Source organism: Pirellulales bacterium, from assembly GCA_019694455.1.
Lineage (GTDB): Bacteria > Planctomycetota > Planctomycetia > Pirellulales > JAEUIK01 > JAIBBY01.
Genome location: JAIBBY010000009.1, coordinates 56,556 through 80,898 on the forward strand (window position 1 = coordinate 56,556; position 24,343 = coordinate 80,898).

Here is a 24,343-nt window from a genome sequence, read left to right on the forward strand (position 1 = left end):
TGCGCTACAGCGCCGGCAGCGCGGCCAGTCGCCGGTTGATCTCGTCCAGCATCGCCTTGTAGCCCTCGCCCCCCACGCCGCCAAAGCGGCTCTGCAAGTCCGCGGCCGTCAAATCCTCGGGCAAGTCGGCGGCTGGCGGAAACAACTCGTCGATGTTCACCCCCCGCGCCAGTCGCGTCTGCACGCGCCGCGCGGCGGTGGCGTCGCGGGTGGCGGCCAAGGCCAGCCGCGTGCCCGCCGAGTTGGCCAACATGTCGGCGAACGAAAAGCCGCTGCCGCCTTGCGAATCTTCTTGTTCCTTCAAGAGCCCCACGCGGTCGCTGGTCGACTCGTTGGACAACAGGGCCAAGGCGGCGCTGACATAAAAATGCCGCGTCCAATCGTGCCTGCCGCGCAGCGTGACCGTGTTGAGCAGCGGAGCGGCCTGCGCCTGCAAGGAGGAGTCGAACACCTCGCCCACAAATGGCTCCAGACGAGGATGCCCCAAGAGTATCGCCAGCGCGAACAGCGCAGCGCGGTTCTCCAGGATGGGATCGTTGGTCGCGCTGCGCTTGGCCGCCAGCGCGAACGCCGATTGCAATAGCCGGCCAAAGCGACTGTCATCGGCGGGAAGCTGCTTGTAGCCCGCGATCAGATGCCGCAGGTAGACGCCGGTTTCGAGCGACACATCGGGCCGCGACCATAAGAGCTGCGCCAGCGACGGCACAATCTGCCGGCTGAGCGCCCCCGGTTGAAACACCACTTCAATCGCCCCCGGCTCCATCCGCACGCTATCGATCGCCTCGATGATCTGGCGTACTTGCGGGTCGTCCATCAGCATGGCGTGCAGTGTGCCCGATAACAGCCGCAAGAGCAGTTGCGGCACATTGAGGCTGCCCACCTGCAGCCGTTTGAGCTCGAGCTCCAGATGACCATCGTCGACTTCAACTCGCCCCGCCATGCGCACATTCAAGAATTTTCCTTCGGCCACGCGGTTGGGCATGGCCATCGATCCGTCGGCGGTGAACAGGGCCGGTTTGAAATGCGCGCGGCCTACGTGCGCTGCGCCCCCCCGACCGAGCGCCGAGTTGGCCAGCGCGCTGACTTCGGCGTCGCTAAGTTGCAAGCGACGCGGCTCGTTGCCCACCGTTCGCGTGTCGCGGATTCGCTGCGCAAGCAGGCGCTTGTCGGCCATGCTCATCGGGTCGGCGTCGATCTTCAGCGGTTCGGCGGCCAGCGTCATGCGCGCCGCCACCACAGCGCCAATGACTAGCGCAACGGCGATCAGGCCCAGCACCCCAACCGCCCAGACCAGCGGCCACCAACCGCGCAGCGCGGCGAAGCTGATTTTCGCTCCGGCCAAAAAGCAAACAAACGGCAACAGCAGCGTGCCCGGCCGCGGAAATTCGTTCCAGGCGATCGCCAGACAAACGCCGATGGTCGCCAATCCGAAAACACACCAGCCCAGCCACGCCAGCACCGATTGCTGGCCATCGGCCCGACGTAACGCGGGCGGAGTCAACAGGCCTAGCACAAACGACAGGCCAAACACCACCAACTCGCGCCGCGCCAGCCCGCGCAGCCAGGCGATCACCTCATCGGCATTTTGAAACGCCCAATCGACGGGCACATACGGCGCGGTGCGCGCCTGCCACGCGCGCACGAGCAGGTAGGCGACAAACAATGCCAACGCCGCCCGGCAACCCCACTCGCGCAGCGCCGACCACTGTGGCAATGGGTCGACATCGCTTTCGGCATCGGTGACGAGCGACATGGAGGCGGAGATGAGCCTTGGGAACCGCGACTCGCCGGTTTCAACCTCCCAGATTAGCGCCTGGCGCAGTCCGCGTCGAGTGTAGGCTGTCGCAAAATTCAGGTAGACCGCAGAGACGCAGAGACGCGGAGGAAGTCAGTTTTTCCATTCTTCCATGCAAGCTCATTGCGATCGAGCCCGCATTTTGTTGTCGCTCCGGAGTGGGCTACTGGATTCACGCGCACCGCAAAGTCCAGCCTTTGCCCATATTCATCGTGAAAAAAAGGTGGCAGCCGCCCTCCCTCAAAGGTTAGCCTTGTCTCGGCGAAGGAGAAATACGAATGAACCGTTCAGCCGAAGCGACGCCGAGGGAAGACCGGATTACAGGGGACATCATTGGCGCCGCGATCGAAGTACATCGTGAACTCGGTCCAGGTCTGCTGGAATCGGCCTACGAGCAATGCCTATGTCATGAACTTTCGCTTCGTCAACTTCACTTTGAGCGACAAGTCAGCCTGCCGGTGGCCTACAAAGGAGTGCGATTGGACTGTGGCTATCGGATGGATATCGTCGTTGAAAACGCAATCGTCGTCGAACTAAAGACGGTCGACAAACTGCTTTCGATCCACGACGCTCAATTGCTCACGTATCTGAAACTCTCCGGCCATTTGTTGGGATTGCTTTTGAACTTCCATGCCCCGGTCCTCAAAGACGGATTGAAACGAATCGCAAACAACTACCTTCTTCCCTCTGCGCCTCTGCGTCTCGGCGGTCGTTCCTCTTCTTGAATAGCGATACGGTAGGACTTGTTCCTACGCCCGCGACAAGAACTCGCCGCTGCGGGTGTCGACCTTCACCATTTCCCCTTCCTTGAGGTACTCGGGCACTTGCACCACCAGCCCCGTCTCTAGCGTGGCCGGCTTGGTGCGGGCGTTGGCCGAGTTGCCCCGGGCAGACGGGTCGCACTGCGTCACCTTGAGCCCTACCGCCGCGGGCAGCGAGACGCCGACGCATTGATCGTTGTAGATCAGCGCCTGCACCCCTTCGAGTCGCTCGGTCAAATACTGCGCCTCGTCCTCGACGCTGTCGAGCGGCAACTCGTACTGGTTGTAGTCGACCAGGTCCATGAAGTGCAGGCTTGTGGGGTCGCTGTACAAGAACTGCACCGCCCGCTTCTCGAAATTGGCCTCTGGCAGCGACTCGCCGCCGCGCAGCGCGATATCGACTTTCTGCTTGGTGAGCAGATTCACGCACTTGTACTTGTAGATCATGCTCGCGCCGCGCGCCGAGGGGCTTTGCGCGAAGACCGACTTCACCATGCAAGGAGCTTCGTTGTAAACCAACAGCGTGCCCGGCTTGATCTCTTTGGCGATCATCTGCGCTAGTTCAATGGTTTCTTGGTGGACGTCTCGGTTCGCGACATCCGCGATCCGACTTAGCGGCCGTCGCTCGTTAACGCAACAGCGCCCCCGACTGCGGGTCGATGCCGACGCCGTCGGTCAGGTCGGCCAGCGCCTCGAGCACCGCCAACAGCGCGCTGGGGTCGAGCATCTCGTCTTCGCCATCATCGTCGTCGGTCACCTGGGCAAAGTGCATGATGTCGAACCGCGCGTTGCAGTGCTGGATGCCTTGAATGCGGCGGCGGTCGGCGGCGGTGTCGGCCGTGGCGCTCATCTCCTTGGCCAGGATCGCGGCCTGCTCCTCGATCTCCTCGCCGGCGAGATAACTGATGTCGATCGCCGCGTAATCTTGCGGCGAGACGATCGTCATCGATTCAAAATCTCCTTCATCCGCCGCTTCGTGCGTGAACTGAAAGCGCCGGTTCAGGCCGACCAGCACGCGACGCAGCGCCTCGGCCCGCGGTCGCTTCTTGGCGTCGAACAACACAAAATAGGTCTCGCGCCAGCGATAATCATCCTGATCCAAACTCATGGCAACCATCCTTTTCCAGCCATGCGACGCGGCGAATCGCTCGGCGGCAAAATCCGTGGCGTCGAGCGCTGATCGGGTCTTGTCGCGTTGCAAAACGCGTCGCGTCAGGGTTCTTCCTCTTCCTCCTCAAGTGGCCCCAGCCCCCCTTGCCAATCTTCGAGCGCGGCTAATAGCTCGTCGCGCTCCTCGCGCTTGGCCCACACCGATTCGCCCTGCTCCAGCCGAACCTCGTAGTCTCCCTCGTGCTGGCAATGCTCCGAGCCGCAAAAGTGCGGCACCGCCGAGATCCACATCACCCGGTACATCGGCACGTACTTGTCATCGATCGTGCAAAAGATCGACATCGATATCGGCCTCGAATCTTGCTAAAGGTCTATATCCGTATCTTAATCGGTGCGCCGCGGCGCTCCTAACTCCATCGAGCGCCGGGTGGCCGCCTCCACCGCCGCGATCAGCGCCGCTCGCACGCCCCCCGCCTCCAGCGCTTGCAATCCGGCGATCGTGGTGCCGCCGGGGCTGGTCACCTGGTCCTTGAGCACGCCAGGATGCTGATTGGTGGCCAGCACCATCTCGGCCGCCCCTTTGACGGTCTGCGCGGCCAGCGCCGTGGCCACGTCGCGCGGCAAGCCCATCCGCACGCCGCCATCGCTGAGCGCCTCGATCATCACATACACAAACGCCGGACCCGAACCAGACAAACCGGTCACGGCGTCCAGCAGGGACTCGTCGAGTCGGTAGGCGCGCCCCACCGAATTCAATAACTGCGCTACAACCTCGCCATCCGCGGCGGTCGCTCCCGGACCCAAACAAAAACCAGTGGCGCTCTCGCCCACCAGACACGGCGTGTTTGGCATCACGCGCACCAGTCGCGGCTCGTGGCCGCGCGTGCGCAGCGCGTCGGCCATGGTGGCCAACCGCACGCCGGCGGCGATCGAAACCACTAGGTGACGCGCCGTCAGCCGGCCCGCCAATTCAGCCAGCACGGGCTGCATGATCTGCGGCTTCACCGCCAGAAACACAATCTCCGCGCTCTCCGCCACATCGGCGTTCGAGCGATCGCAGCGGCAGCCGGTGGCGCGGGCAAAGTGCTCGGCCGCTTCGGGCGAGGCGTCGCTTGCCAGCACGTGGTCGGCTGACGTTAACCCGGCGCGCAAGAAGCCTTGCGCCAGCGCGGTCGCCATCCGTCCGGCGCCAATGAAGCCAAGTCGCTGCGAAAGCATCCACAAATCTCGAAGGGAAGCGAAACTACGTCGATTGGCCATGCTACGGAAAACAGGCCGCGCGCACAATGCTAGCTTCGGCCGCCTGCGCCTTGAGCAAGCGCCGATCGCACTAGGCGCGGCGCCACGGTTTTGGCATAGTCCCGCCCCCTTACCGAGTGGCCCTGCGCCGCTCGCGCACCCCGGCAAGCGCCATAGGAGCCGAACCATGAACCGCCGCCACTGGATCATCTGGGCGATGGCCGCGTTTTGCGCCTTTTCGACGGCATCGGTTCGCGCAGAAGGCTGGTCGCTCTTCTCCAAAGACGAGCCCGAAGAGGCGCGACCTTCATGGAAACTGAGCGACGACGAAGATCAAGGCCCCAACATGTGGGAGCGGATGAACTCTGGCGCCAAATCGATGTGGGACCGGGCCCGCCGCAGCATGAACTGGGGCTCGTCCAAGCCAAAACAGCGCGTGGCGACCGCCCGCCCGGTAGCCAAGAAAAAGAGCGGCTTTGGACTGTCGAATCTGTTTCGGTCCGATGAGCCGGAAGAACCCGCCACCCTGGCCGAATGGATAGGGCAGCCGCGGCCCGAGTAGCGTCCCGTTTCGAGCGGCGTTTCTCAGCGCGCCACGGGGACGTATTCGAGCAACAAGTCTTCGTACGCGGCGAGCACCGTATCCCAGGCGAAACGCGCCGCATGGCGCTGCCGACTCGTCGAGCGCATAATTGCCAACCGCAGGTCGTCTTCCAGCAGCGCGTCGAACGCTGTCTCGCACTGCGCTTGGCTGGCGAAGTAGGCGTTCTCTGACCCAGCCACCCAGCGATTGAATCGATTGTCGTGCGCCAACACCGCGCAACCGGCGCCTAGCGCTTCGACCAGCGCCGGATTGGTCCCGCCCACCGTGTGCCCATGCACGTAAAGCTGCGCGAAGAAGCGCAGCGCGGCGACCACCGCCTGATCGTAGATGGCGCCAGGGAAAAGCACTTCGGCGCTAGCCGCCTGTAGCACCGCGGCGTGGTACGGATTTCGCTCTGGCTCGTACTTGCCAAGCACCACCAGTTGCTTGCCGCGCGGCCGAGCTGAAAATGCGGAAACGATCTCCAGAATCGAGTTTTCCGGTTCTGGCCGGGCCACCACAAGCGCGTAGCTGCGCGGCTCCAAGGAGTATCGCTCCAGCATCGCCTCGTCGGCGTCGAGCACCGCATCGGCGCCGTAGGGAATTGTGGTTATCTTGCGTTCGCTGACGCGCGTCTCCAAGTGCTTGGCGATCTCCGGATGGTCCGCGATCAGATGGTTGCCCAGCCAGCAGCCGAGCCGCTCGTTGAGATAGAGCCAGGTCTTGGCCGGCAGCCGCCACTTGGCGCGTTGCCACTCCAGGCCATCCATGTTGATCAGGTTGGTCCGGCCGCGCAGCCGATACCAAACACAAAACGCCGCCGTGTTATAGCCCAGCGTCAGCATGAGGGTGTCGCGACGGGCGGCGTCGAGCGTCGACTTCCAATCGAACACCATGGTGCCCCGCGCGCCGGCGCGCGGCTCGGGGATCTGCACCAACCGCACCCCGTTCCACTCGGCCTCGTGGCGGCGGCCACTGCCGGCGGTTTGGCAATACACGGTCACGTCCCAATCGCGAGCGGCGAGGTAGAGAGCCAGCCGCTCGGCAAAGGTTTCGAAGCCGCCATGCTGGGCCGGAATACCGCGCGTGCCGAGAATCGCGATGGCAGGCCGCGCCCGGGCAGGTTCGACTGCGGCGCGACCTGCCTGCTCGCCGACCTCTTGCGCACCGTGCCGAATGGCATCCATCGGAAGACTGCTATTCATGTCGCGACACTCAGCGGCTCGGAGATTGGCAGGTCAAGCACTAGTGGCGCTGACGTTGGCGCCGGGGGTGGCAGCTTCACGCCCACCTTGGCATAGACATCTCGCAGTTGAGCGAAGTGGGTCTCGGCGTTGAAGTCGCGCTCCACGCGGCGGCGGCCGCACAATCCCATCTCGACCGCCTCGGCTCGATGCGCGTTGAACCAGTCCAAGTGTCGCGCCAAGGTTTCGGCGTCTCCGGGCGCGAAGACAAATCCATCGACTTCGTGGTCGATCAACTCCGGAATGCCGCCAATCCGCGCACCGATGACCGGCCGCGCATAGGAATACGATTCGAGGATCGCCATCGGGCAGTTGTCGTACCCCTCGGAGGGGACGATGGTCGCGATGCTCCCCCGGATCAGTTCTTCGAGCGCCGCGCCCGATTGAAAACCAAGCAACTCGACATTAGTGATTTGCTCATCGGCAATGCGGCGCTCGATCTCAGCGGTTGCCTCGCCGCGGCCCACCAATAGCACGCGCACATGCGGCACGAGTTTGGCCGCGTCGACCAATGTGAGTACCCCCTTCAATCGCTCGATCCGGCCAAAGTACAGCAGATAGTCGCCGGGCTTGGTCTCGGGCCGAATGCTGGCGGTATCGCCAAAGTTGTGGATGGTGGTGATCTTTTCGCCGGGCACGCCCAGCTCAATCAACTTGTGCCGCTGAAACTCGCTCACCGAGATGAAATGATCGACGGCGTCCACATTGCCCAACCAGCGGGAGACATAACTCTCCACCGTGCTCAAGGCCGAGCGCGCCACCGAGCCGCGATTGCAGCGCCGCGCCGTCGCCTGCCAAAAGCGATGCCCCTGACACGCCTCGCAAATGGCGCCGTGCGACATCAGCGAATAGACAGGGCACACCAGTTTGAAATCGTGAACCGTCTGCACGACGGGGATGCCGGCCTCGCGCAGCACCGGCAGTATCGCGCCGGTCAATTGACCGTAGTAAATATGCAAGTGCGCCAGATCGATCGGCTCGTCCGTCAGCAAGCGGCGCAGACAGCGCGCCGCCGAACGCGAATAGATGTAACGGGCCAGATCGAGCGGTCCGGGCGAATCGAAATCGACGCCCGGTGGAAAATATCGCGACCAGGGGGTGGGCTCGTTCCGCGCCTGTTGCGAGCTGAACGGAATCACGCGCTGGCCATGCCGCTCCAATAACTCGCCGAGCACGAAAAAATAGCGATCCGACCCGCCGCGAACAAAGTAGTTCTGCGACACATTGAGCACGGTCTTGGGCATCTTGCTTCCTTGGTCCTGCATCCTCGGTGTTAAGCGCTTCCCACGCTCTCTAGTTCAGGCGATGAAACGACCGGCGCCGCTGGCTCGCCTTCCAAAGGTCGAACGGCGAATTGCTGCTGGCGACGAAGTCGCTGCTTCATGAACTGATAGCCGCACCGCGACCAGCGATACCCCTCCACCAGCGCCCGGCCCGAACTTTGATTCAGGCCAACCAGCAGGCGCCCAACTCGGTAAGCGCCTGTCGCCCATTTGGCGGTCGCCTCGGCGAGGGGTCCATGAAAGTCGACGGCGCTGCGCGCCGGATCATCCTGGAACTGCTGATAGAGCCGCGCGCGAAGCTGCTGCCCGGGACTGAAATCGGCGAACTCCTCGTCGTAGCCCACCTTGGGGCTGAAGTAGACCCCCTTTGCCTTCAATCCGTATTCAAAGGCGATCGACCGTCCCTGCAAATCCAGGTAGACCAGTTCCAGGCTTCCCGTCGCCGCCAAGGCGCGGGCCTGCCGGCAATAGAAATCGAACACATCGGGCAATTGCAGTACGGCGCTGCCGCGATCCGATTTCCAACTGCGCTGCTCCACCTCGAAGCCGCGCCGCAGCAGCGATTCCAGTTCGTGCGGAAGGGGTTGAGAGTAAATCTTGAGTTCGGCCTCGCCCGCCGATTGCAGTCGTTCGTTGGAGCGTTTGATCTGTCGCCGCAAATTGCGCGAGCGCGACTCCAGATAGCGTTGCCAGTCGTGCGCGATCGCAATCTCGCCCACTTCCCACAGATCGTGATAACAGGTCGGAAGCCCTTCAAGCTTGATCGCTTGTAGCAGCGCTTGCCAATCGGCTCGCGCGGCGCGTATCCCATCGAATTTGGCCAACGGCCAGCCCAGCCGGCGCATGCCGCTGGCCAACTCGCGACAGACGACGGCGACGTCGCACTGCGGTTCAATCGCCAGATCGCCGCACAAAGCCCACTCGTTGTTGGGCAGCCGCCCGATCGAGACGCCCGGCAGTCGGGTGTGCTCAACCAGCGGCAACGTCGCCAGCCATTGGTCACCATCTCGCACGACCAACAGGGCCAGCGCCGCGGTCGGCGCGAACGATTCAATCCAAACCGCCAAGGGTTCCGACTGACAAGTGGGGGTGGTCGCGAGACTCCGCCGCCAAAGGCGGTCCCAGGCTGCGGCATGCTCGCGCAACTCATTGACGCTGGTCAGGATTTGCAGTTGCATTTGGCTCTCGGCCGCGCTCGGCTCAAATGACGCAAGTACTTGGCAAGCATGGCTTATTTCCGGTCGCGCGCGCCCTCGACGACTGGCAGCGACAGTCGCCGCTCGCTTTCGCCTTCGGCCCGCGCCGTTACAATCGGCACACCTGATGAATTCGTTCTGAACGCCAAGCGCGAAAAGCAGTTTCGAAATGAATGTGGTCTGCCTGGTCGTCGATGGGTTGCAATCCGGAATGCTGGGCCCCTATGGCAACTCCTGGATCGACACGCCACACCTCAACCGTCTCGCCGGCGAAGGATTTGTGTTCCATCAGGCGCTGGTCGATTCACCCCATTTGAGCGACGTTTGCCGATCGCTCTGGACCGGCGCGCACGCGCGCGCTCAAGTCAAATTCGTGTCGCTACCGGCGCGGCTGGCCGAGGCCGGGGTGAACACGAGCTTGATTTCTGACGTGGTGGAGGTTGTCGAGCATCCGCTGGCGCACGATTTTCGCGAGGTGGCGCAGACGTCGCCGTCGGCCGCTGATTCGATCGTCGATCAGTGGCACGAGACGCAGCTTGCGCGCTTTTTTGCCCAGGCCGTGGAACAGCTTCGCGGCCTGCGCGAACCCTTTGTGCAATGGATTCACGCGGGCGGACTAGCAGGACGCTGGGACGCCCCGGCGGCCATTCGCGAGCGCTATCTGGCCGACGAGGATCTGCCGCCAGAACTGGTGTCGCGGCTGTATGAGCTCACGACGCCATCGCCCGCATGCGCCACGGCGAACGATGACCCCGATGAGCTATTGTTAACCCGTTTGGCCTACGCGGCGCAAGTCAGCGTGTTCGACACCTGTCTCGCGGCGCTAAACGAAGCGCTGCGCGAGGCGCCGTTTGCCGATCGCACCTTGCTCTTGCTTTGGGGAGCGCGCGGTTTTCCGCTCGGCGGTCACGGGCAACTCGGCTTCGCCGATTTTCAGCTCTACTCGCAATTAACTCAGGTCCCCTGTCTGATGCATTGCCCAGCCACGATCGAGGCCGGACGCTCGCAAGCGCTTGCGCAGCCTGCCGACATCGCCGCCACGGTTCTGGCTTGTTACGAAATGGCGCCAACCTCGCTTGGCGCCGGCGCCGGCGCCAGCCTCTTGAACCTCGTGGAAGGGCCTGCGCGATCGCATCGAGATCGCGCGCTGCTCTGCAATCATCGGGGCGCGACGGCGCTGCGCACGCAGGGCTGGTATCTGATTCGCAATTCGCGCCAAGTTGCGCCAGCGACGGATGCGAGCGCCGCGGCTGAGCTTTACGCCAAGCCCGACGATCGCTGGGAAGTCAACGAAGTCGCCGTGCGGTTGCCCCACATCACCGCGCAGCTTGGCGAAGCGCTCGATGAACTCGAGCTGGCGATCGAAAAGGACCGCTCCGACCCTTTGACGACGCTCGACCCTCTATTGATTGAGGGCGCGGTTTAGTCCCTCCAGGGCGCGCATTTACCGCACTTTAGGCGCCGCGCCGCGCGGCTAGGCGCTTTGGAAAAGCTGCGACGACTGACCCCTGCGCCCGAATTCCCGCCTAGAGGCCACTGACCCTCGTCACTATAATCCGCCCCCTGCTATCTCATTATCTCGGGCGAAGTTAGCACAGGATAAACGATGATCGGACATGGAGGTCCGAAGTCATCGCGCTGGCGACTCGTCGCAATGGCCTGCTATTGCGCGCTGGGACTCTGCTGCGCGCAACCGCGCGCAAGCGCCGCCGAAACCAAGCCCATCCGGCTGCGCATCGTCTGGGGCGGAGGCGCGGCCACGCGCTGGCAAGGGACCATCACGCCCGTCAACGGCCTGGTCGCCAACATTGCGCCGCTTGGCACTGCGGCCGACGAGCCCGGCTCCATGTGGATCGACGGCAATCGCGTGGTGTTTGTCGCGCGCTCGCCACGCGCCAACGACGGCGTCGATCTCGATGTGACCGCGGAGCTCAACGAGTCGTTGAAGATCGAAATTCAATCCGACGTGGCGGGCAAGCCGCAGGTCGTGATCGAAGCGCCGTTGCAAACGCTCGTCAACGAACCGTACACCCGCGAACTGGACGAGCGCGGCAACCAACTTGTTATTCGCCGCGCGCCGGGGGACAAACTGCATCTAGGTTTCGATCGTGACTCGCTCATTTATGCTCCGGCCGAAACGCTCAAGTGCCGAGTCACACCGCTTTTGATTGGCGACAACGGCCCACTGCGCTGCCGCGCGCAACTGCGCGACGCCAACACCGGACGCGCGGTCTGGTCGGAGGAACCGGCCGAGCCGCTTGCCGACTCCGCGGACTTTTCCGTCGCCATGAAACTGCCCACGGCGGAAGGCGTTTACAACTTGGAACTGGAATTGATTCCACGCCGGGGACCGCTAGCCCTTGGCCTCAAGCCGTTAGCAACGCGACGAGCGCAGATCGTTGTTTTGGCCAAACAACCCCGACTCAACTCGGCCGATGGTCGCCGGCCACTCGACCTGGTGCTCGAAATCGATCCCGCCAAACCCCATTGGTGGGACCGCTTGGGCAATCTGCCAACGCTGCCCGGCATGCGAAAGGGCTCCTTTGGCACTGGCGACGCCGATCCGTGGCAACACGCGCTGGGCGCGATGGTGCAACTGGGTCCGGGCGGCTCATCGTTGACGCCAAGTTGGGAAGCGTATCCGCTCAGCGTGCAACGCGTGGGCGCGCCGCATGTCGTCGAAATTGAGTATCCCAGCGATGTCCCCCAGACCGTCGGAATCAGCCTGGTGGAACCCGGTCCCACGGGCGAGGCCGCGACGCAAGGGGTCGACTCGGGCTTTTACGTACCCGACGAGGCAGCCGCCACCGAGCCCAAGCTCTTGCGTCATCGCGTGATCTTCTGGCCACGGACGCGCACGCCGCTGTTGCTCATTTCGAATCTCGACGCGCGCTCGCAGGCCGTGTTTGGAAAGATTCGCGTGCTGGCGCACGACGGCACGCTGCCGGCGCGCTTTCCGTCGGATGGCGGTGACGGCGCGCGACTGATCGCGGCCTATTACGATCGCCCCCTGTTTGCCGCCAACTTCTCCGCGCCGGAGGCCTATGACGCCGGCAGCGGCCGCAGCTTGACCGATTGGAGCACCTTCTACCTGGGAAGTTCGCGGCTCATCGAGTACCTCAAGCATGTGGGTTACAACGGGCTGACGCTCTCAGTGCTGGCCGACGGGGCAACGCTCTACCCCAGCGTACGCGCGCCCAGCACGCCGCGCTTCGACAACGGCGCGCTCTTCTCCACGGCGCAAGACCCCCTGCAGAAGGATGTGCTTGAACTGCTGCTGCGCATGTTCGATCGTGAAAAGCTGCAATTGATTCCCGCGATCAGCTTCGCCGCGCCGTTGGCCTCGCTGGAAGAACTCAAGCGGCAAGGGGGGGATGCGGCCGCCGGCCTCGAATGGGTGGGCCGCGACGGCCACACTTGGCTCGAACGCTACGCTGCCGATCAAGGGCGCGCGCCGTACTACAACACGCTCGATCCGCGCGTGCAAGACGCCATGCTGGCCATCATCGACGAGTTGCTGGCGCGCTACGGAGAGCATTCCTCGTTGACCGGCGTGGCGCTGCAACTGTCGGGCTACGGCTATGCGCAGCTTCCGGGTCTGGCCTGGGGATTCGACGATCGCACCATCGCGGCGTTCGAGCACGACACTGGCGTCCAGATCGCCGGTGACGGACCAAGGCGTTTTGCCCTGCGCGCCCAGGCGCTGCTCGGACCGCAGCGCAAGGCATGGTCCGATTGGCGCGCTCGGCGAATGACGGAGTTCTATCAACGCATCGAAGCACGCGTCACGCAGTCTCGGCCCGGCGCGCGGCTCTATCTGTGCGGCGCCGAGATGTTCAATGGCCCCGATCTGCTTAGCGCGCTGCGTCCCTCCTTGCCTCCCCGGCCCTTGGACGACGCGCTCGTCGAAGCCGGCATCGCGCCCGAACTGGAAAAGCTGCTCACCAGCACGGTGCTCTTGCGTCCGCAGCAACTAAGCGCGCCCGGTCCGCTCGACTCACGCTTGTTGGATCTGAAAATTAACGACGCGACCGAACTCGATCGCCGCCTGCGCGACGCCGCCGTCCCCGCGTGCTTGTTGTATCACGAGCCTTATCGAGTCGCGATTCCCTCGTTCGACGAGCAAAGCCCGTTTCGCAACTCGCACCTGACGCTGGTGGCTCAGCTTTCGCCGTCGGGCGAAAGAAATCGACAGCGCTTCGCGCACGCGCTGGCCACGCTCAACGCGCAAGCGCTGTTCGATGGCGGCTGGATGTTGCCGCTCGGCCAAGAAGATGAACTGGTCGACGTTTTCCGCGCTTATCGTCGGCTGCCGGCCGTCTCGTTTCAGTCGCTGGACATCGACTCGCAACCGGTCGCCATTCGCGCCGCTTCGCACAACGGCGCCACGCAGTGGATGCTGGTCAACGACTCGCCGTGGCCAGTGCAGTTGCAGCTCGATCTGTCGGTCGCGCCGCAGACGCCATTGACTGAATTGACGGGACGCCGCCGCATCGCGCCCTTGTCGCCCGGCAAGAGCGGCAGCCAATGGCAAGTGGAATTGCGTCCGTACGATCTGCTGGCGGTTGAGCTGGCGACGGCGACAGCGGCGATTACGTCGGCCAAAGTCGATCTGCCGGAGACGGCCGCCGTCGAACTAGCCAGCCGCATCTCCGATTTTCAGGCGCGCGCCATTGCCCTACAGAGTCTGCCACCCCTCGAAACGCTGGAAAACGGAGACTTCGAATCGCCCCCCGCGACCGACGGCGCCATCGCCAGTTGGCTGATCGGCTCGGGCGACGGCGTCGATATCCAACTGGATCACGACGAGAAGCACGCGGGAGAAAACTCGTTGCGCATCACCAGCACAGGCCGACCCGCGGTGGTCGTCAGCCATGCCTCCGCGCCTCCCGTCACTGGCCGCATCGAGGTGGCGGTGTGGTTGCGATCTCGCGGCGACAAGGCCGCCCCGGTTCGCATCGCCGTTGAAGGTTCGCATCGTGGCCAGCCCTTCTATCGCTACGCCATGATCGGCGATGGCCGGTCGGGCGTGGCCCTTTCCAGCGATTGGAAGCAATACCTGGTACCGTTCGACAACTTGCCGCTGGAAGCGATCAACGACCTGAAGCTTCGCTTCGAGTTGTTGGGCGCGGGCGTCGTCTGGATCGACGACGCACAGCTCTTCCCGCTCAAATTCAGCGAAGACGAACGCCTGGAGCTGATTAAGCTCTACACCTCCGCGCAATACAAACTGAGCGCTGGCCAGGTCGGCGATTGCTTGCACATGCTCGATAGTTACTGGCCGCAGTTTTTGACCGCGCACGTGCCGCTCACCGAAACCCCGGTGGCGCAGCGGCCGCCAGACCGCCAGGCGGCGTTGCCGGCTGATCTACCCAAACCGCCAGCCGAAGAGCACGACGGGCTGTTCGACCGCTTCAAGCAATGGTTGCCCAGTCGCTGGCGCTAGCGATCCTGAAATTAGCGCGTTGCCGGCGGAGGACCGTCGAATCAGCCGGGCGGCCACGACATCTGTCGACCACCAAGCAGGTGAAAATGCAGATGATCCACCGATTGGCCGGCGTCCGGGCCGCAGTTCACGGCGATGCGATAGCCGCCGTCCATCCCCAACTTCGCCGCTAAATCGCGCATCACCAGAAAGAGATGGCCGACCAACTCCTCGTCGGCGGCCGTCAAATCGGCGACCGAGGCAATTTCTTGCTTGGGAATCACCAGCACATGTGTCGGCGCGGCAGGTTGAATATCGCGGAAAGCCAGGCAGCGATCATCTTCGTAGACGATTTCGGCCGGCAACTCACGATCGATAATTCGCTTGAAGATCGTCTTGGCCATCGTTTCACCCCTGGCGAATGGCGTCTAGCGGAATCGCCTCGTCGATCAGCATCACCGGGATGGCGTCGCGCACCGGGTACGCCAGCGTTCCATCCTCGCGCACCAGAGCGCCCTCCAAGACTTCCGCGACCGTCTCGCCGGCGCGATTCTTGGCGCGCCCCGCCGCAATCACCGCGTTGATCTGGGCAATCAATTCCACAGGGGCGATTTTGAGCGGCTGCCGTGACTCGGGGCAGCGGAGGATCTCCAACAGTTCGTCGCTGATCATATTCGCACTACAGAATTACGTGTCGTGTGCCACACGTTATCAAGTTTCCGGGGATTGCCCAGCTTTGCAAGCAGTCTGGCCCGCAAATTTTGCCGAATCATGCCAGCCCATCGCGCGCGCCGATAAAAGAGGCGGGTTATTCTCAATAGCGGCCATTGCATTCACCCAGGGACCGGGCGCATTGAACCGTTGGCGATCCAATTCGAGAATCTTGCTTGCCGGCGCGGTGACGCTAGTCGTCGCCACGGCGCGCGGAGAGGATGTGCGCTACTTTGAAGAGGGGGGCGTCACCTACCGCGAGACGCGCGTCAACGTGGGGCAACCCGCGGTCATGGCCGCCCAGCAACCGGCCAGCCAAATTGCTTACGCTGAGCAACTGCGCACTGAATATCAAAACACGATCCGCGTTTATTCTGTGCCGGTCACGGAATACCGCGCGGAAACCTATTGGGTCGGTCGCTGGAATCCATTCTCGCAGCCCTACCAGGCGCAGCGGATGGTCCCCGTGACGCGCTGGCAAACTCGCACCGAGGTAGTGCAGGTGCCGGTGACGCGGCGAGAACTAGTGGCCCAACCACTGGCCCCGCAGACGACCGCGCTCGTGCAACAGGGCGCCGGACAAACACTGGTCACCCGCGTGGCGGTCAGCAGCCAGGCGGCCAAGCAACCCACGATGGCCAGCCACCAGGCGGCGCCGTCGTCGCCGATTGGCGGCGCATCGCCTCTGAGCCAGTGGCCAGGGGCGGTGGCCAACGACGCCGATTGGCGCCCGGCCGGCACAATCGCTACGCGCCCGGCCACCGGTGCGCTGTGGCGTTAACGGAGTCGATCTTGGCCGTCGCCGAACTCAATCAAAGCGGAACGGCGGCGCCTTAGATTTCCGACGATTCCAGCTCGCTCTGCCGCGCGCGATTGCGTCGCGATCCCTTGGACGCGACCCATTCCTTGGTGAGCGTCTCGAACACCTCGGGCGACTCGTAGCGCACGACATTCGCGCCCTCGGGCATGGGGCCGATCAGCCCTTTGAAGACGGGCTGGCCGCGCAACTCCAGGTCGGTGCTGCAATCGTCGATGCCGATTTGCGTGTGTAGCCGCTGAATGGCGTCGGCCTTCGGATAGTCGCGTACCCGCAGCTTGCCGTCGGTCCCCCGCGTCACGACCCGAAAAATCTCTTTGGCCATCGTAGGAGACTCCTGCATGCCGTCGGTCTGAAGATTGGCGACATGAAAGCCTATCGACCGCCCGTTCGCTCGGGGCCGCACGAAATTTAGCGCGGCGGCATTTCGCAACGGCTCGCGAAAATCGACATGCGCCGCGCGTCAGCGCGCAGCGTTATCAAGCGCACGCCCCGCATGGTTGGCAGTGGCCAGAATCAACCGCGATGGGCCAATTGCGATCGATCTGCCGGTTGTGCCGCGCGCCCGGCCAGGTCGGACTTGAGCAAGGCCTGAAGCAGCAAATGCAGATCGGTGTTCGTCAAGATGCCGAGAACCCGGCCGGCTGTCACGACCGGCAAACAACTAATTCCCTGCGTCACGACGGTGTCGACGGCTACTTCCAGTCGAGTTTCGGGCCGCACGGTGATTACGTCGCGGCTCATGATGTCGCGAGCGCAGATTTCGGCCAGGCGATGTTCGTCGGGATAGCGCGACGGACCGAAGCAGCGAATCACGTCGCGGTCGCTCAATACGCCCGCCAGTCGGTCGGCGTCGTCGGTGACGAGCAGATGGCGAAAGCCGTGTTTTTGCAGCAATCTCACCAACTCCAACGCGCTGGTCTGTTCGTTCACGGTGGTGGGCGCAGCGGTCATCACATGTTGAACTTCAAGCGGTTCGAGCACGCCATCGGTCTGCTCCAGCGCGTGCAGCACCTGCATGCGCTTGATTTCAAGTCGGTCCATTGCGGCGTCACCGGAAGAATTGCCCCAGACGTTTTGCGGCCACCGCAAGCTTAGTTCACAAATGGTCGCCGCGACGACCCCAATCGCGCGGCCCACAATACCGCTAAATCCAGTCGAACGCGGCGAACGTCGCAACGGTGGCCATCACCGTGAAAAAGAGCCCCGCCAAAATCAGCCCCAGCATGGCGAACCAGCCAGGCCGCAGCGGCTTAGGCAGGAGCACGTTGTTGATAACCACCGTGTGCCAGCAACTGAAACCCAACGCGAAATTCATGATGAGCGTGGCGTAGTTAACCAACTGCTTGGGCTTTCCCACCGCCAGCATGACCACGCCAAATACGGCAAACGCCGCCAACACGCCAAAGTAAACATTGCGAATCTTGTACGGATCGATGGCCCGCATGCGGGGGCTGGACGTCCAAAAGACGTCGACCCAGCGACGGATCAAACCATCGGCGCTGGAGACCACGCCAAGCCCCAACACCAAGAAGCCGCAGAACAAAGTCATGAACCAGAAAAAGCCCGCCCAGCCGCCAAGGGCCGAATCCGCCACGCGCTGCCAGACAGCGTCGGCCGTCATGCCCGCCGCCGTCCATTCCGCGGCCTCCGTCCCGCGCCGCAAGAATTCGACCGACAACATGCTCGGCAGCGCCAGTCCAATAAAACAGGCGGGCATCCACACCACCAATTGATCGCGCAGCACATGCCATTGCCAGCGCCGCCAACGCGGCAGCGTTTCTGGTTGCGGGTCGAACACGCAGCCGACATGCGACAGGGCAATACTATGCCCGCCAAAGGCGCTTGGTATGGCGCCTACGTGCCACCCCATGCCCCACCCCTGATCGCGCGTGTAGTTGCTCACCGGCGTGTTCGACAAACCGCCAGAACCGGCAATGGCCACCATGGCGCCAATCGCCACGATCAGCGAAAGGTCAATGTTTGGCATTCCCTGGCCGCTGAGCAGCGAAACGAAAATGTTCTTCACCCCGTCGCCATCGCGAAATCCGTCGCCGTCGAGATCGCGAAACTTGTCGGGTTTCCCGTCGCCATTCACGTCGGCCCAGGCGTCGGCGACGCCGTCGCCATTGGTGTCGATCGATGGAGGGAGAATCGGCTCGACCACGTCCAAGTGGCCATCGCGGTCCCAATCTTCCCCCGCGTCCAGCCGGCCATTGCCATTCTGATCCTCCGCCTGCCGCACCGGCAGCGAGCCGAATTGCACAAATCCCAAGCTGATCTCGCGCCACGTGGCGGCGCTGGAATACAACAGCGCCACAACGCTCAAAAATCCCAACACCACCACAATCTTGAACGACATCAGCACTTTGAGGGAGTTGTAAACCTTGCCGCCGAAGAACAACGGCACGAGGCCCCCCACAAAAACGACGTAAGCCAATGCGACCAACCAAGTCTTATCGCTCGGATACAACTCCGGATTCGGCATCCGGCCCAAGATCACCGCGGCCAAAGGAGTGGCCGCGTTCGACGCCAGGTAAGGAAAAACCGCGCCAAAATCGAGAATCAGATAGGCGAACAGCCAGAATCGCGGGCCCGGCAAGGTGCGAAACTTGCCCGTGAAGATTGGTTCGCCGGTGTACAGCGTATAGCGGCTGATCTCCAGGTTGTAGAACACCTGCCCCAGGATGCTGAGCGAGGCCAGCCATAAGAGACCGCCGCCGTAGCGCGCGGTCACTTCGGGCCCTTTGAGCCATTCGCCGCCACCGATCGCCGAGCCCCCCATGACCAAGCCGGGACCGATAAGCGCGGCCCAATTGCGCCACGAAAACCGAGGCGCCTCGATCAGTTCGCCAGTCGTCCAGCGCGGCATGTCGGGCGAACCAGGATGTGGCGCGACAAAGTCCGGCGCGGCGCCCTTCTCGGCCTGATCGGCCGCGTGCGCGGAATCGTTTGGCGAAAGAACGCTCATGTAGCCAAAGCGTGAAATGAACCGAATGGCGCAGGGCCAGAAACGCGAGATCCTGTGAGCATGCCAGCCGCGCTAGCCGACTGCAAGCGCTTTTTTGAAGCGCTGCCGCGCGATCACAGCCCCTTCTCTAGCGCGCGGGAGCGCTTTCGCCCGTCGGCGCCTTGGACCCCGAGGCATGGCCCTCAACTTCCTGCAGCGTTTGCACCGCGGTGCTGGGGTTGGTGTTGATCGAATACCAACTGCGCGTCAGGTAGTCGGCCATGGTCAGTGTGATGGCGATCGACAACCATAGCAGCCCGGCGGCGACGATCACCCAATTCAAGCGCGCCATCTGCAATAAATGCATGAAGAACAGCGTGACCAGCGCCGCCTTGGTGATCGCGAACGCCAGCGCCACCAGCACCTCCCAGCGCCCGAGACCCAGTCGCGAGCAGACCGCGGTGCCAATGGTCAACACGACCAGCGCGATGAAGACTGTAACGTAGAGCGCGGGTGACCCCGTCGCTTCGCTCTCGCTGTGCGTGACGTGTGTGCTCATGCGTGGATCAAATAAAAGAGGGGGTACAAGAAGATCCAAATAATGTCCACAAAGTGCCAGTACAAACCGGCGACCTCGGGGGGAGAAGACCAATCAGCGCCCAGCCGACGCTGCCGCGCCCAATGGGTGAGCACGCCCAGCACGCCGATCCCAATGATCATGTGCAGCGCGTGCAACCCCGTCATCGCGAAGTACAGCGAGAAAAACAGCTCAATCTCTGGATACAGCTCGCTGAAACGCTCTTTCCCGTTTGGAAAATTCCAATACGGCACCAACCCGTGCAAATAATGCTCGCGCCACTCGTATCCCTTGATGAGGATGAACACCAGGCCCAGCCCCATCGTTGCCCACAAAAACTTGCCCACGCGGTCGCGCTGGTCGGTGTGCGCGGCCCAGACCGCCATGGCCATGGTCAGACTGGAGCACAACAACACTAGGGTGTTGATGGTGCCCATCACGAAGTTCATGTGTGTGCTGGCCGCGGAGAAGGCGGCGGGATACGCCGCGCGGTACACGATATATGCCAGGAAGGCGCCGCCGAAAAACATGATCTCGGTCAGCAAAAACACCCACATCCCCACCCGCGCCGTGTTGAATTGTTGTTCAAGCGACGAGAAGTGATGGGCCAGCGTTGAGGGTCGGCTTTGCGAGACGGACATCGGTCGCTATCTGCCTTTCGTCAAACGCCGGCCAGGTCGGCGCGCGGGCCGGGACTGGACGCCCCCGGTTCGGGCTCGGCGTAAGTTTCGGAGGGGTAGTCGTAAGGATCGGCGGTCACCACCGGCGTCTCCAAAAAGTTCTCGGTCGGCGGCGGCGAGGGCGTTTGCCATTCCAATCCCGTGGCGCCCCACGGATTGGCCGACGCCACCGGTCCGTACCGCAGCGACCACAGCAAATAAACAAGCGGAATCAGGTAGCCGATGCCGAGAATCGAAGCCCCGGCGCTCGACATCACGTTGAGCACCTGAAACTCCGGCACATAAAAGTGATACCGCCGCGGCATTCCCTGATAGCCCAGGATGAACTGCGGGAAGAACGTCAGATTGAAGCCGAGAAAAATAATCAGCGCCGACAGCCGGGCCCAGCCTTCGGCGTACATCCGTCCCGTCATCTTGGGCCACCAGTAGTGCAGGCCGCCCATGTACGCCATCACGGCGCCACCCACCATGATGTAGTGAAAGTGCGCCACCACGAAGTAGGTGTCGTGTACATGCACGTTCACGGCCAGTGTGGCCAGAAACAAGCCAGTCAGTCCGCCCACCGTGAACAGACCGATGAAGCCCAGCGCGAAGAGCATGGGCGTGTCGTACGAGATATGCCCTTTGTAAAGCGTGGCGGTCCAGTTGAACACCTTGATCGCCGAGGGGACGGCGATCATGAAACTGAGCATGGAGAACACCGCGCCGGCGTACACCGACTGGCCGCTGACAAACATATGATGCCCCCACACCAAAAACCCCAGCACAGCGATCGCCAGGCTCGAATAGGCGATGAAGTTGTAGCCGAAGATGCGCTTGCGACTGAACGCCGGCACCAACTCGCTCATCACTCCAAACGCGGGTAGCACCATGATGTACACGGCCGGATGCGAATAGAACCAAAACAAGTGCTGAAACAAGATCGGATCGCCTCCCAGCGCCGGATCGAAGATGCCGATCCGAAAACCGCGCTCAACCGCCACCAACAACAGCGCCATCGCCAGCACGGGCGTGCCAAGCACCATCACGATGGCTGTGGCGTACATCGACCACACAAATAGCGGCAACCGCGACCAGTACATGCCCGGGCAGCGCATGGTGTGCGTGGTGACGATGAAGTTGAGCCCCGTCAGAATCGACGAGAAGCCGGCGATGAACGCGCCCACCGCGGTCAGCATCACGTTAGTGTTGGAATAGGTGCTGGAATACGGGGTGTAGAACGTCCAGCCGGTGTCAACGCCGCCAAGCACGATGGCGGCCACAGCGAAAATGCCGCCCGTCATGAACAGGTACCAGGACAGCAGGTTCAACTTGGGAAACGCCAGGTCAGGCGCGCCGATCATCATCGGCAAGATGAAGTTGCCCATCACCGCGGGAATGGAAGGGATCAGAAAGAAGAAGATCATCACGATGCCATGCACCGTGAACAGCTTGTTGTAGGTTTCGGAGCGAACCAGATCCCCCTCGGGCGTCATCAAGTCGAGGCGAAACAGCACCGCCGCCGCGCCCCCCACGAAGAAGAACAGCGTAATCGAGATCAAATAGAGGATCGCGATTCGCTTGTGGTCCTTGGTCAACAACCAAGAGCGAACCGTGTATCCGGCGTCGAGATAGGTCTGGCGCGACGGGGGCGACAACTCGGGTGTGGTGGGTGATGTCGTTGTCATGGCAATTACGGCGTTTGCGCGGGCGCGCTCAGCGATTGGATGTATTGAATCAGATCCACAATGTCCTCCTCGCTTAGTTGCCCCTCGAAGCTCGGCATGATCGGCTCATAGCCAGCCACCACCTTGGCCTTGGGGCGCAAGATCGATTCGCGAACATAACCCTCGTCGACCTTGGCGCTGCCGCCGTCGGCCAGCGCCACCGTGCGTCCAAAGACTCCTTCCAACAGCGGAGCGCGCACCTTCGATTCGCCAGAATGGCAGGTGTAGCAGCGATAGCGACGAAACAGCGCTTCGCCGCGCGACTTGGGTTCTGGCGTTCCCCCTTGCAGCCAGGCCTGATAATCGGCCGGCTCCAAAACCACCACCTTGCCCCGCATCAGCGAGTGATCGGTGCCGCAATACTCGGCGCAGAACAGGTGATACTCGCCGGGTTCCTTCGCCTCAAACCAGGCGGTCGTGTAGCGCCCCGGCAGCACATCTTGCTTGGTGCGAAAGTCGGGCACGAAAAAGCTGTGGATCACGTCTTCGGAGATCATCGTCAGCTTCACCGGGTAGCCGGCCGGCACGTGCAGCGCGTTGATTTCGCGCGTGCCGTCGGAGTGTTGCAGCTTCCACATCCATTGGCGCGCCACCACATAGACGTCGATGGCGCGCGCTGGCGCGATCACCTGATCGAAATAGGTCTTGGCGCCCCAGACAAAAAACACCATCCCGACGATCAGCGGCACGATCGACCAAGTCAGTTCGAGCGGCAGGTAAGAGCCTTGCGACAATCGGCGGTCGGCCTTCGAGCCGCGCCGATACTTGATCGAGAAATAAATCACGAAAAAGAAGATCAGCACCGTCATGACCAGGGCCATCAACAACAGCGCGATGTAAATCGCGTCGACCCGCGGCGCCAACTCCGATGCTTGTCTCGGCCAAAGCCGGAAATCCTGATCCATCGCTTACGCCTCCCCCAGCGCGGAAGGCAGTCCGCCGCAAACCGCGCCCGCGCGCTTGGCGCCGGCGCGCGCCAGTCGCCGCTCGCGACGCAGCGAGATCGCGATGAAGCCGACCATCGCCGCCACCGTCGCCACCCCCGCCACACGCAAGATGGTGATGATCGCCAAGCCGTATTTGCCCGTCAGCGGATCGTAATGAAAACACAACAACAAAATCTGATCGACCGGCGTGCCAATTTCGCCTTTTGATGCCTCGACCAGGCCCAAGCGCACGTCCTTGGGCGGGTAATCAATGCCATAAAAGTAGCGCGCCAACTTGCCTTCCGCCGTCGCGATCATGATGCCGCTGGCGTGCGCGTACTGTCCCGACTTTTCGTCGTAGAAGTACTGAAACCCCGCCGCCTCGGTCATTCGCCGAATCGGCTCCGCCTCGCCGGTGAGATAGTGAATGCCGCGCTCCGCGCCGGGGCGCTGATACTTGCGCAAAAAATTCAATCGCTTCGCGGCCGCCAGCCGCGGTTTCTCGCGCGGATCAAAGCCCACGATCACCACCTCAAACTCCTTGCCGGGCGAAAACTCCAAACTGCGCATCGTTTCCAAGAGCCCATGAAAGGCCACATTGCACAGCATGGGGCACTCGTAATACGCGAACATCAGCAGCACCGGCCGCTGGCCAAAGTAGTCGCTCATCCGCACGTGCCGCCCCGTTTCATCGGTAAACACCGTGTCGAGCGGCAACGCGTGTCCCAACCGCTGTTCTATCCGCACTTCGCGAAACTTCTCGGAGGTCGCCGTGTTTGGCACCGCGGCGCGCGCGACCCCCGCCAGCCCACAGACCAGCGCGAGCGCCAGCCGAATTGTCGTGCCGCTGGGGTTCATGGCGTTGGCTCGTCGGCTGGCGCCTTGGCGTCGCTGATTGGCGCCTCGCCCGCGGTTGCTGGCGTGGCTGGCGCCGCGTGTCCGGCCGCCAACAGCTTCATCGCCTCGGCAATTGGGATGCGATAGACGCCCGCCTTGCGATCGATCCAGCCATAGGTCGTCAACACTTTCTCCTCGTGTGCCCGCAGACTCGCCAGATCGGCCGGGGGGTCATATTCCAGATGCGGCGCCGGCGTGGGATTGTCCAAGAACGCCAAGGGGGAGGGCGGGCTGTGCGCAGACTGTGGGCGCGGAAACAGCATCCAGGCCGAAACCACCAGCGCGATCACGATCAGCGCCGCCACCACCACGCCAATAGCAATGGGCGCGCCGATTTGAATGTCCGACGACTCGGGCGGCAGCAGTCGCGGTTCGTGATCTGGTTGCGAGGATTGCGAAGTCATACTTGAGTTCCGCGTGGCGAGCCAGGATCGCCACATCGC

24 protein-coding genes are annotated in these 24,343 nt (G+C 62.7%); 5 read left to right on the forward strand and 19 right to left on the reverse strand.

What is annotated here, in order from left to right; all coding sequences use genetic code 11:
- Window positions 1–4: 4 nt before the first annotated feature.
- A complete protein-coding gene (locus tag K1X71_05770; GenBank protein MBX7072636.1) occupies window positions 5–1,753 on the reverse strand; it encodes a hypothetical protein in 1,749 nt (582 codons plus the stop codon).
- Between the two features lie 320 nt (window positions 1,754–2,073).
- Here K1X71_05770 and K1X71_05775 point away from each other — a divergent pair, with 320 nt between their 5' ends.
- Entirely contained in the window at window positions 2,074–2,520 is a 447-nt protein-coding gene (locus K1X71_05775; protein MBX7072637.1) for a GxxExxY protein, read from the forward strand.
- A gap of 24 nt (window positions 2,521–2,544) precedes the next feature.
- Here K1X71_05775 and K1X71_05780 read toward each other — a convergent pair whose 3' ends face one another.
- The 4 genes from K1X71_05780 to proC all read right to left on the reverse strand — a co-directional run bounded on the left by K1X71_05780 (window position 2,545) and on the right by proC (window position 4,884).
- A complete protein-coding gene (locus K1X71_05780; GenBank protein MBX7072638.1) occupies window positions 2,545–3,108 on the reverse strand; it encodes an elongation factor P in 564 nt (187 codons plus the stop codon).
- A gap of 76 nt (window positions 3,109–3,184) precedes the next feature.
- Window positions 3,185–3,664, reverse strand: a complete 480-nt coding sequence (locus K1X71_05785; GenBank protein MBX7072639.1) for a hypothetical protein — start codon at window positions 3,662–3,664, stop codon at window positions 3,185–3,187.
- 104 nt (window positions 3,665–3,768) lie between these two features.
- A complete protein-coding gene (locus tag K1X71_05790) occupies window positions 3,769–4,008 on the reverse strand; it encodes a hypothetical protein (GenBank protein ID MBX7072640.1) in 240 nt (79 codons plus the stop codon).
- Window positions 4,009–4,050: 42 nt separating this feature from the next.
- Entirely contained in the window at window positions 4,051–4,884 is an 834-nt protein-coding gene (gene proC, locus K1X71_05795; protein MBX7072641.1) for a pyrroline-5-carboxylate reductase, read from the reverse strand.
- 208 nt (window positions 4,885–5,092) lie between these two features.
- Here proC and K1X71_05800 point away from each other — a divergent pair, with 208 nt between their 5' ends.
- Entirely contained in the window at window positions 5,093–5,467 is a 375-nt protein-coding gene (locus K1X71_05800) for a hypothetical protein (GenBank protein MBX7072642.1), read from the forward strand.
- A gap of 23 nt (window positions 5,468–5,490) precedes the next feature.
- Here K1X71_05800 and K1X71_05805 read toward each other — a convergent pair whose 3' ends face one another.
- The 3 genes from K1X71_05805 to K1X71_05815 are packed head-to-tail and all read right to left on the reverse strand — an operon-like array spanning window position 5,491 to window position 9,193.
- Entirely contained in the window at window positions 5,491–6,693 is a 1,203-nt protein-coding gene (locus K1X71_05805) for a DUF1972 domain-containing protein (protein ID MBX7072643.1), read from the reverse strand.
- Window positions 6,690–7,976, reverse strand: coding sequence for a glycosyltransferase family 4 protein (locus K1X71_05810; GenBank protein ID MBX7072644.1), 1,287 nt, complete (start codon window positions 7,974–7,976; stop codon window positions 6,690–6,692). The genes K1X71_05805 and K1X71_05810 overlap by 4 nt, the downstream gene beginning before the upstream one ends.
- Window positions 7,977–8,005: 29 nt before the next feature.
- Window positions 8,006–9,193 carry a GNAT family N-acetyltransferase gene (locus K1X71_05815; GenBank protein MBX7072645.1) on the reverse strand — a complete coding sequence of 396 codons (1,188 nt, stop codon included), beginning with the start codon at window positions 9,191–9,193 and terminating at the stop codon, window positions 8,006–8,008.
- A 187-nt stretch (window positions 9,194–9,380) separates the two neighbouring features.
- Here K1X71_05815 and K1X71_05820 point away from each other — a divergent pair, with 187 nt between their 5' ends.
- On the forward strand, window positions 9,381–10,637 hold the full coding sequence (locus K1X71_05820) for a sulfatase-like hydrolase/transferase (protein ID MBX7072646.1): 1,257 nt from the start codon (window positions 9,381–9,383) through the stop codon (window positions 10,635–10,637).
- Between the two features lie 228 nt (window positions 10,638–10,865).
- Window positions 10,866–14,657: a family 10 glycosylhydrolase gene (locus K1X71_05825; protein MBX7072647.1), complete on the forward strand. Its 3,792-nt coding sequence runs from the start codon at window positions 10,866–10,868 to the stop codon at window positions 14,655–14,657.
- 41 nt (window positions 14,658–14,698) lie between these two features.
- Here the strand turns inward: K1X71_05825 and K1X71_05830 are convergent, their stop codons facing one another.
- Entirely contained in the window at window positions 14,699–15,040 is a 342-nt protein-coding gene (locus K1X71_05830; protein ID MBX7072648.1) for a histidine triad nucleotide-binding protein, read from the reverse strand.
- Window positions 15,041–15,044: 4 nt separating this feature from the next.
- Window positions 15,045–15,308 (reverse strand): Trm112 family protein, encoded by a 264-nt coding sequence (locus K1X71_05835; GenBank protein MBX7072649.1) that lies wholly within the window; start codon window positions 15,306–15,308, stop codon window positions 15,045–15,047.
- Window positions 15,309–15,489: 181 nt separating this feature from the next.
- Here K1X71_05835 and K1X71_05840 point away from each other — a divergent pair, with 181 nt between their 5' ends.
- Window positions 15,490–16,128: a hypothetical protein gene (locus K1X71_05840; protein ID MBX7072650.1), complete on the forward strand. Its 639-nt coding sequence runs from the start codon at window positions 15,490–15,492 to the stop codon at window positions 16,126–16,128.
- A gap of 52 nt (window positions 16,129–16,180) precedes the next feature.
- Here the strand turns inward: K1X71_05840 and K1X71_05845 are convergent, their stop codons facing one another.
- From K1X71_05845 to K1X71_05885, 9 genes are all read right to left on the reverse strand, one after another.
- A complete protein-coding gene (locus K1X71_05845; protein MBX7072651.1) occupies window positions 16,181–16,489 on the reverse strand; it encodes a hypothetical protein in 309 nt (102 codons plus the stop codon).
- A gap of 191 nt (window positions 16,490–16,680) precedes the next feature.
- Window positions 16,681–17,208 carry a CBS domain-containing protein gene (locus K1X71_05850; protein ID MBX7072652.1) on the reverse strand — a complete coding sequence of 176 codons (528 nt, stop codon included), beginning with the start codon at window positions 17,206–17,208 and terminating at the stop codon, window positions 16,681–16,683.
- 103 nt (window positions 17,209–17,311) lie between these two features.
- Window positions 17,312–19,135, reverse strand: coding sequence for an Nramp family divalent metal transporter (locus K1X71_05855; protein MBX7072653.1), 1,824 nt, complete (start codon window positions 19,133–19,135; stop codon window positions 17,312–17,314).
- Window positions 19,136–19,262: 127 nt separating this feature from the next.
- Window positions 19,263–19,673, reverse strand: a complete 411-nt coding sequence (locus K1X71_05860) for a cytochrome C oxidase subunit IV family protein (protein MBX7072654.1) — start codon at window positions 19,671–19,673, stop codon at window positions 19,263–19,265.
- Entirely contained in the window at window positions 19,670–20,332 is a 663-nt protein-coding gene (locus K1X71_05865; protein MBX7072655.1) for a cytochrome c oxidase subunit 3, read from the reverse strand. The genes K1X71_05860 and K1X71_05865 overlap by 4 nt, the downstream gene beginning before the upstream one ends.
- Before the next feature lie 20 nt (window positions 20,333–20,352).
- On the reverse strand, window positions 20,353–22,038 hold the full coding sequence (ctaD, locus tag K1X71_05870; GenBank protein MBX7072656.1) for a cytochrome c oxidase subunit I: 1,686 nt from the start codon (window positions 22,036–22,038) through the stop codon (window positions 20,353–20,355).
- Between the two features lie 5 nt (window positions 22,039–22,043).
- Window positions 22,044–22,982, reverse strand: coding sequence for a cytochrome c oxidase subunit II (gene coxB / locus K1X71_05875; protein ID MBX7072657.1), 939 nt, complete (start codon window positions 22,980–22,982; stop codon window positions 22,044–22,046).
- Window positions 22,983–22,985: 3 nt separating this feature from the next.
- Entirely contained in the window at window positions 22,986–23,861 is an 876-nt protein-coding gene (locus K1X71_05880; GenBank protein MBX7072658.1) for an SCO family protein, read from the reverse strand.
- Window positions 23,858–24,304 carry a hypothetical protein gene (locus K1X71_05885; GenBank protein ID MBX7072659.1) on the reverse strand — a complete coding sequence of 149 codons (447 nt, stop codon included), beginning with the start codon at window positions 24,302–24,304 and terminating at the stop codon, window positions 23,858–23,860. The genes K1X71_05880 and K1X71_05885 overlap by 4 nt, the downstream gene beginning before the upstream one ends.
- Window positions 24,305–24,343 lie beyond the last annotated feature (39 nt).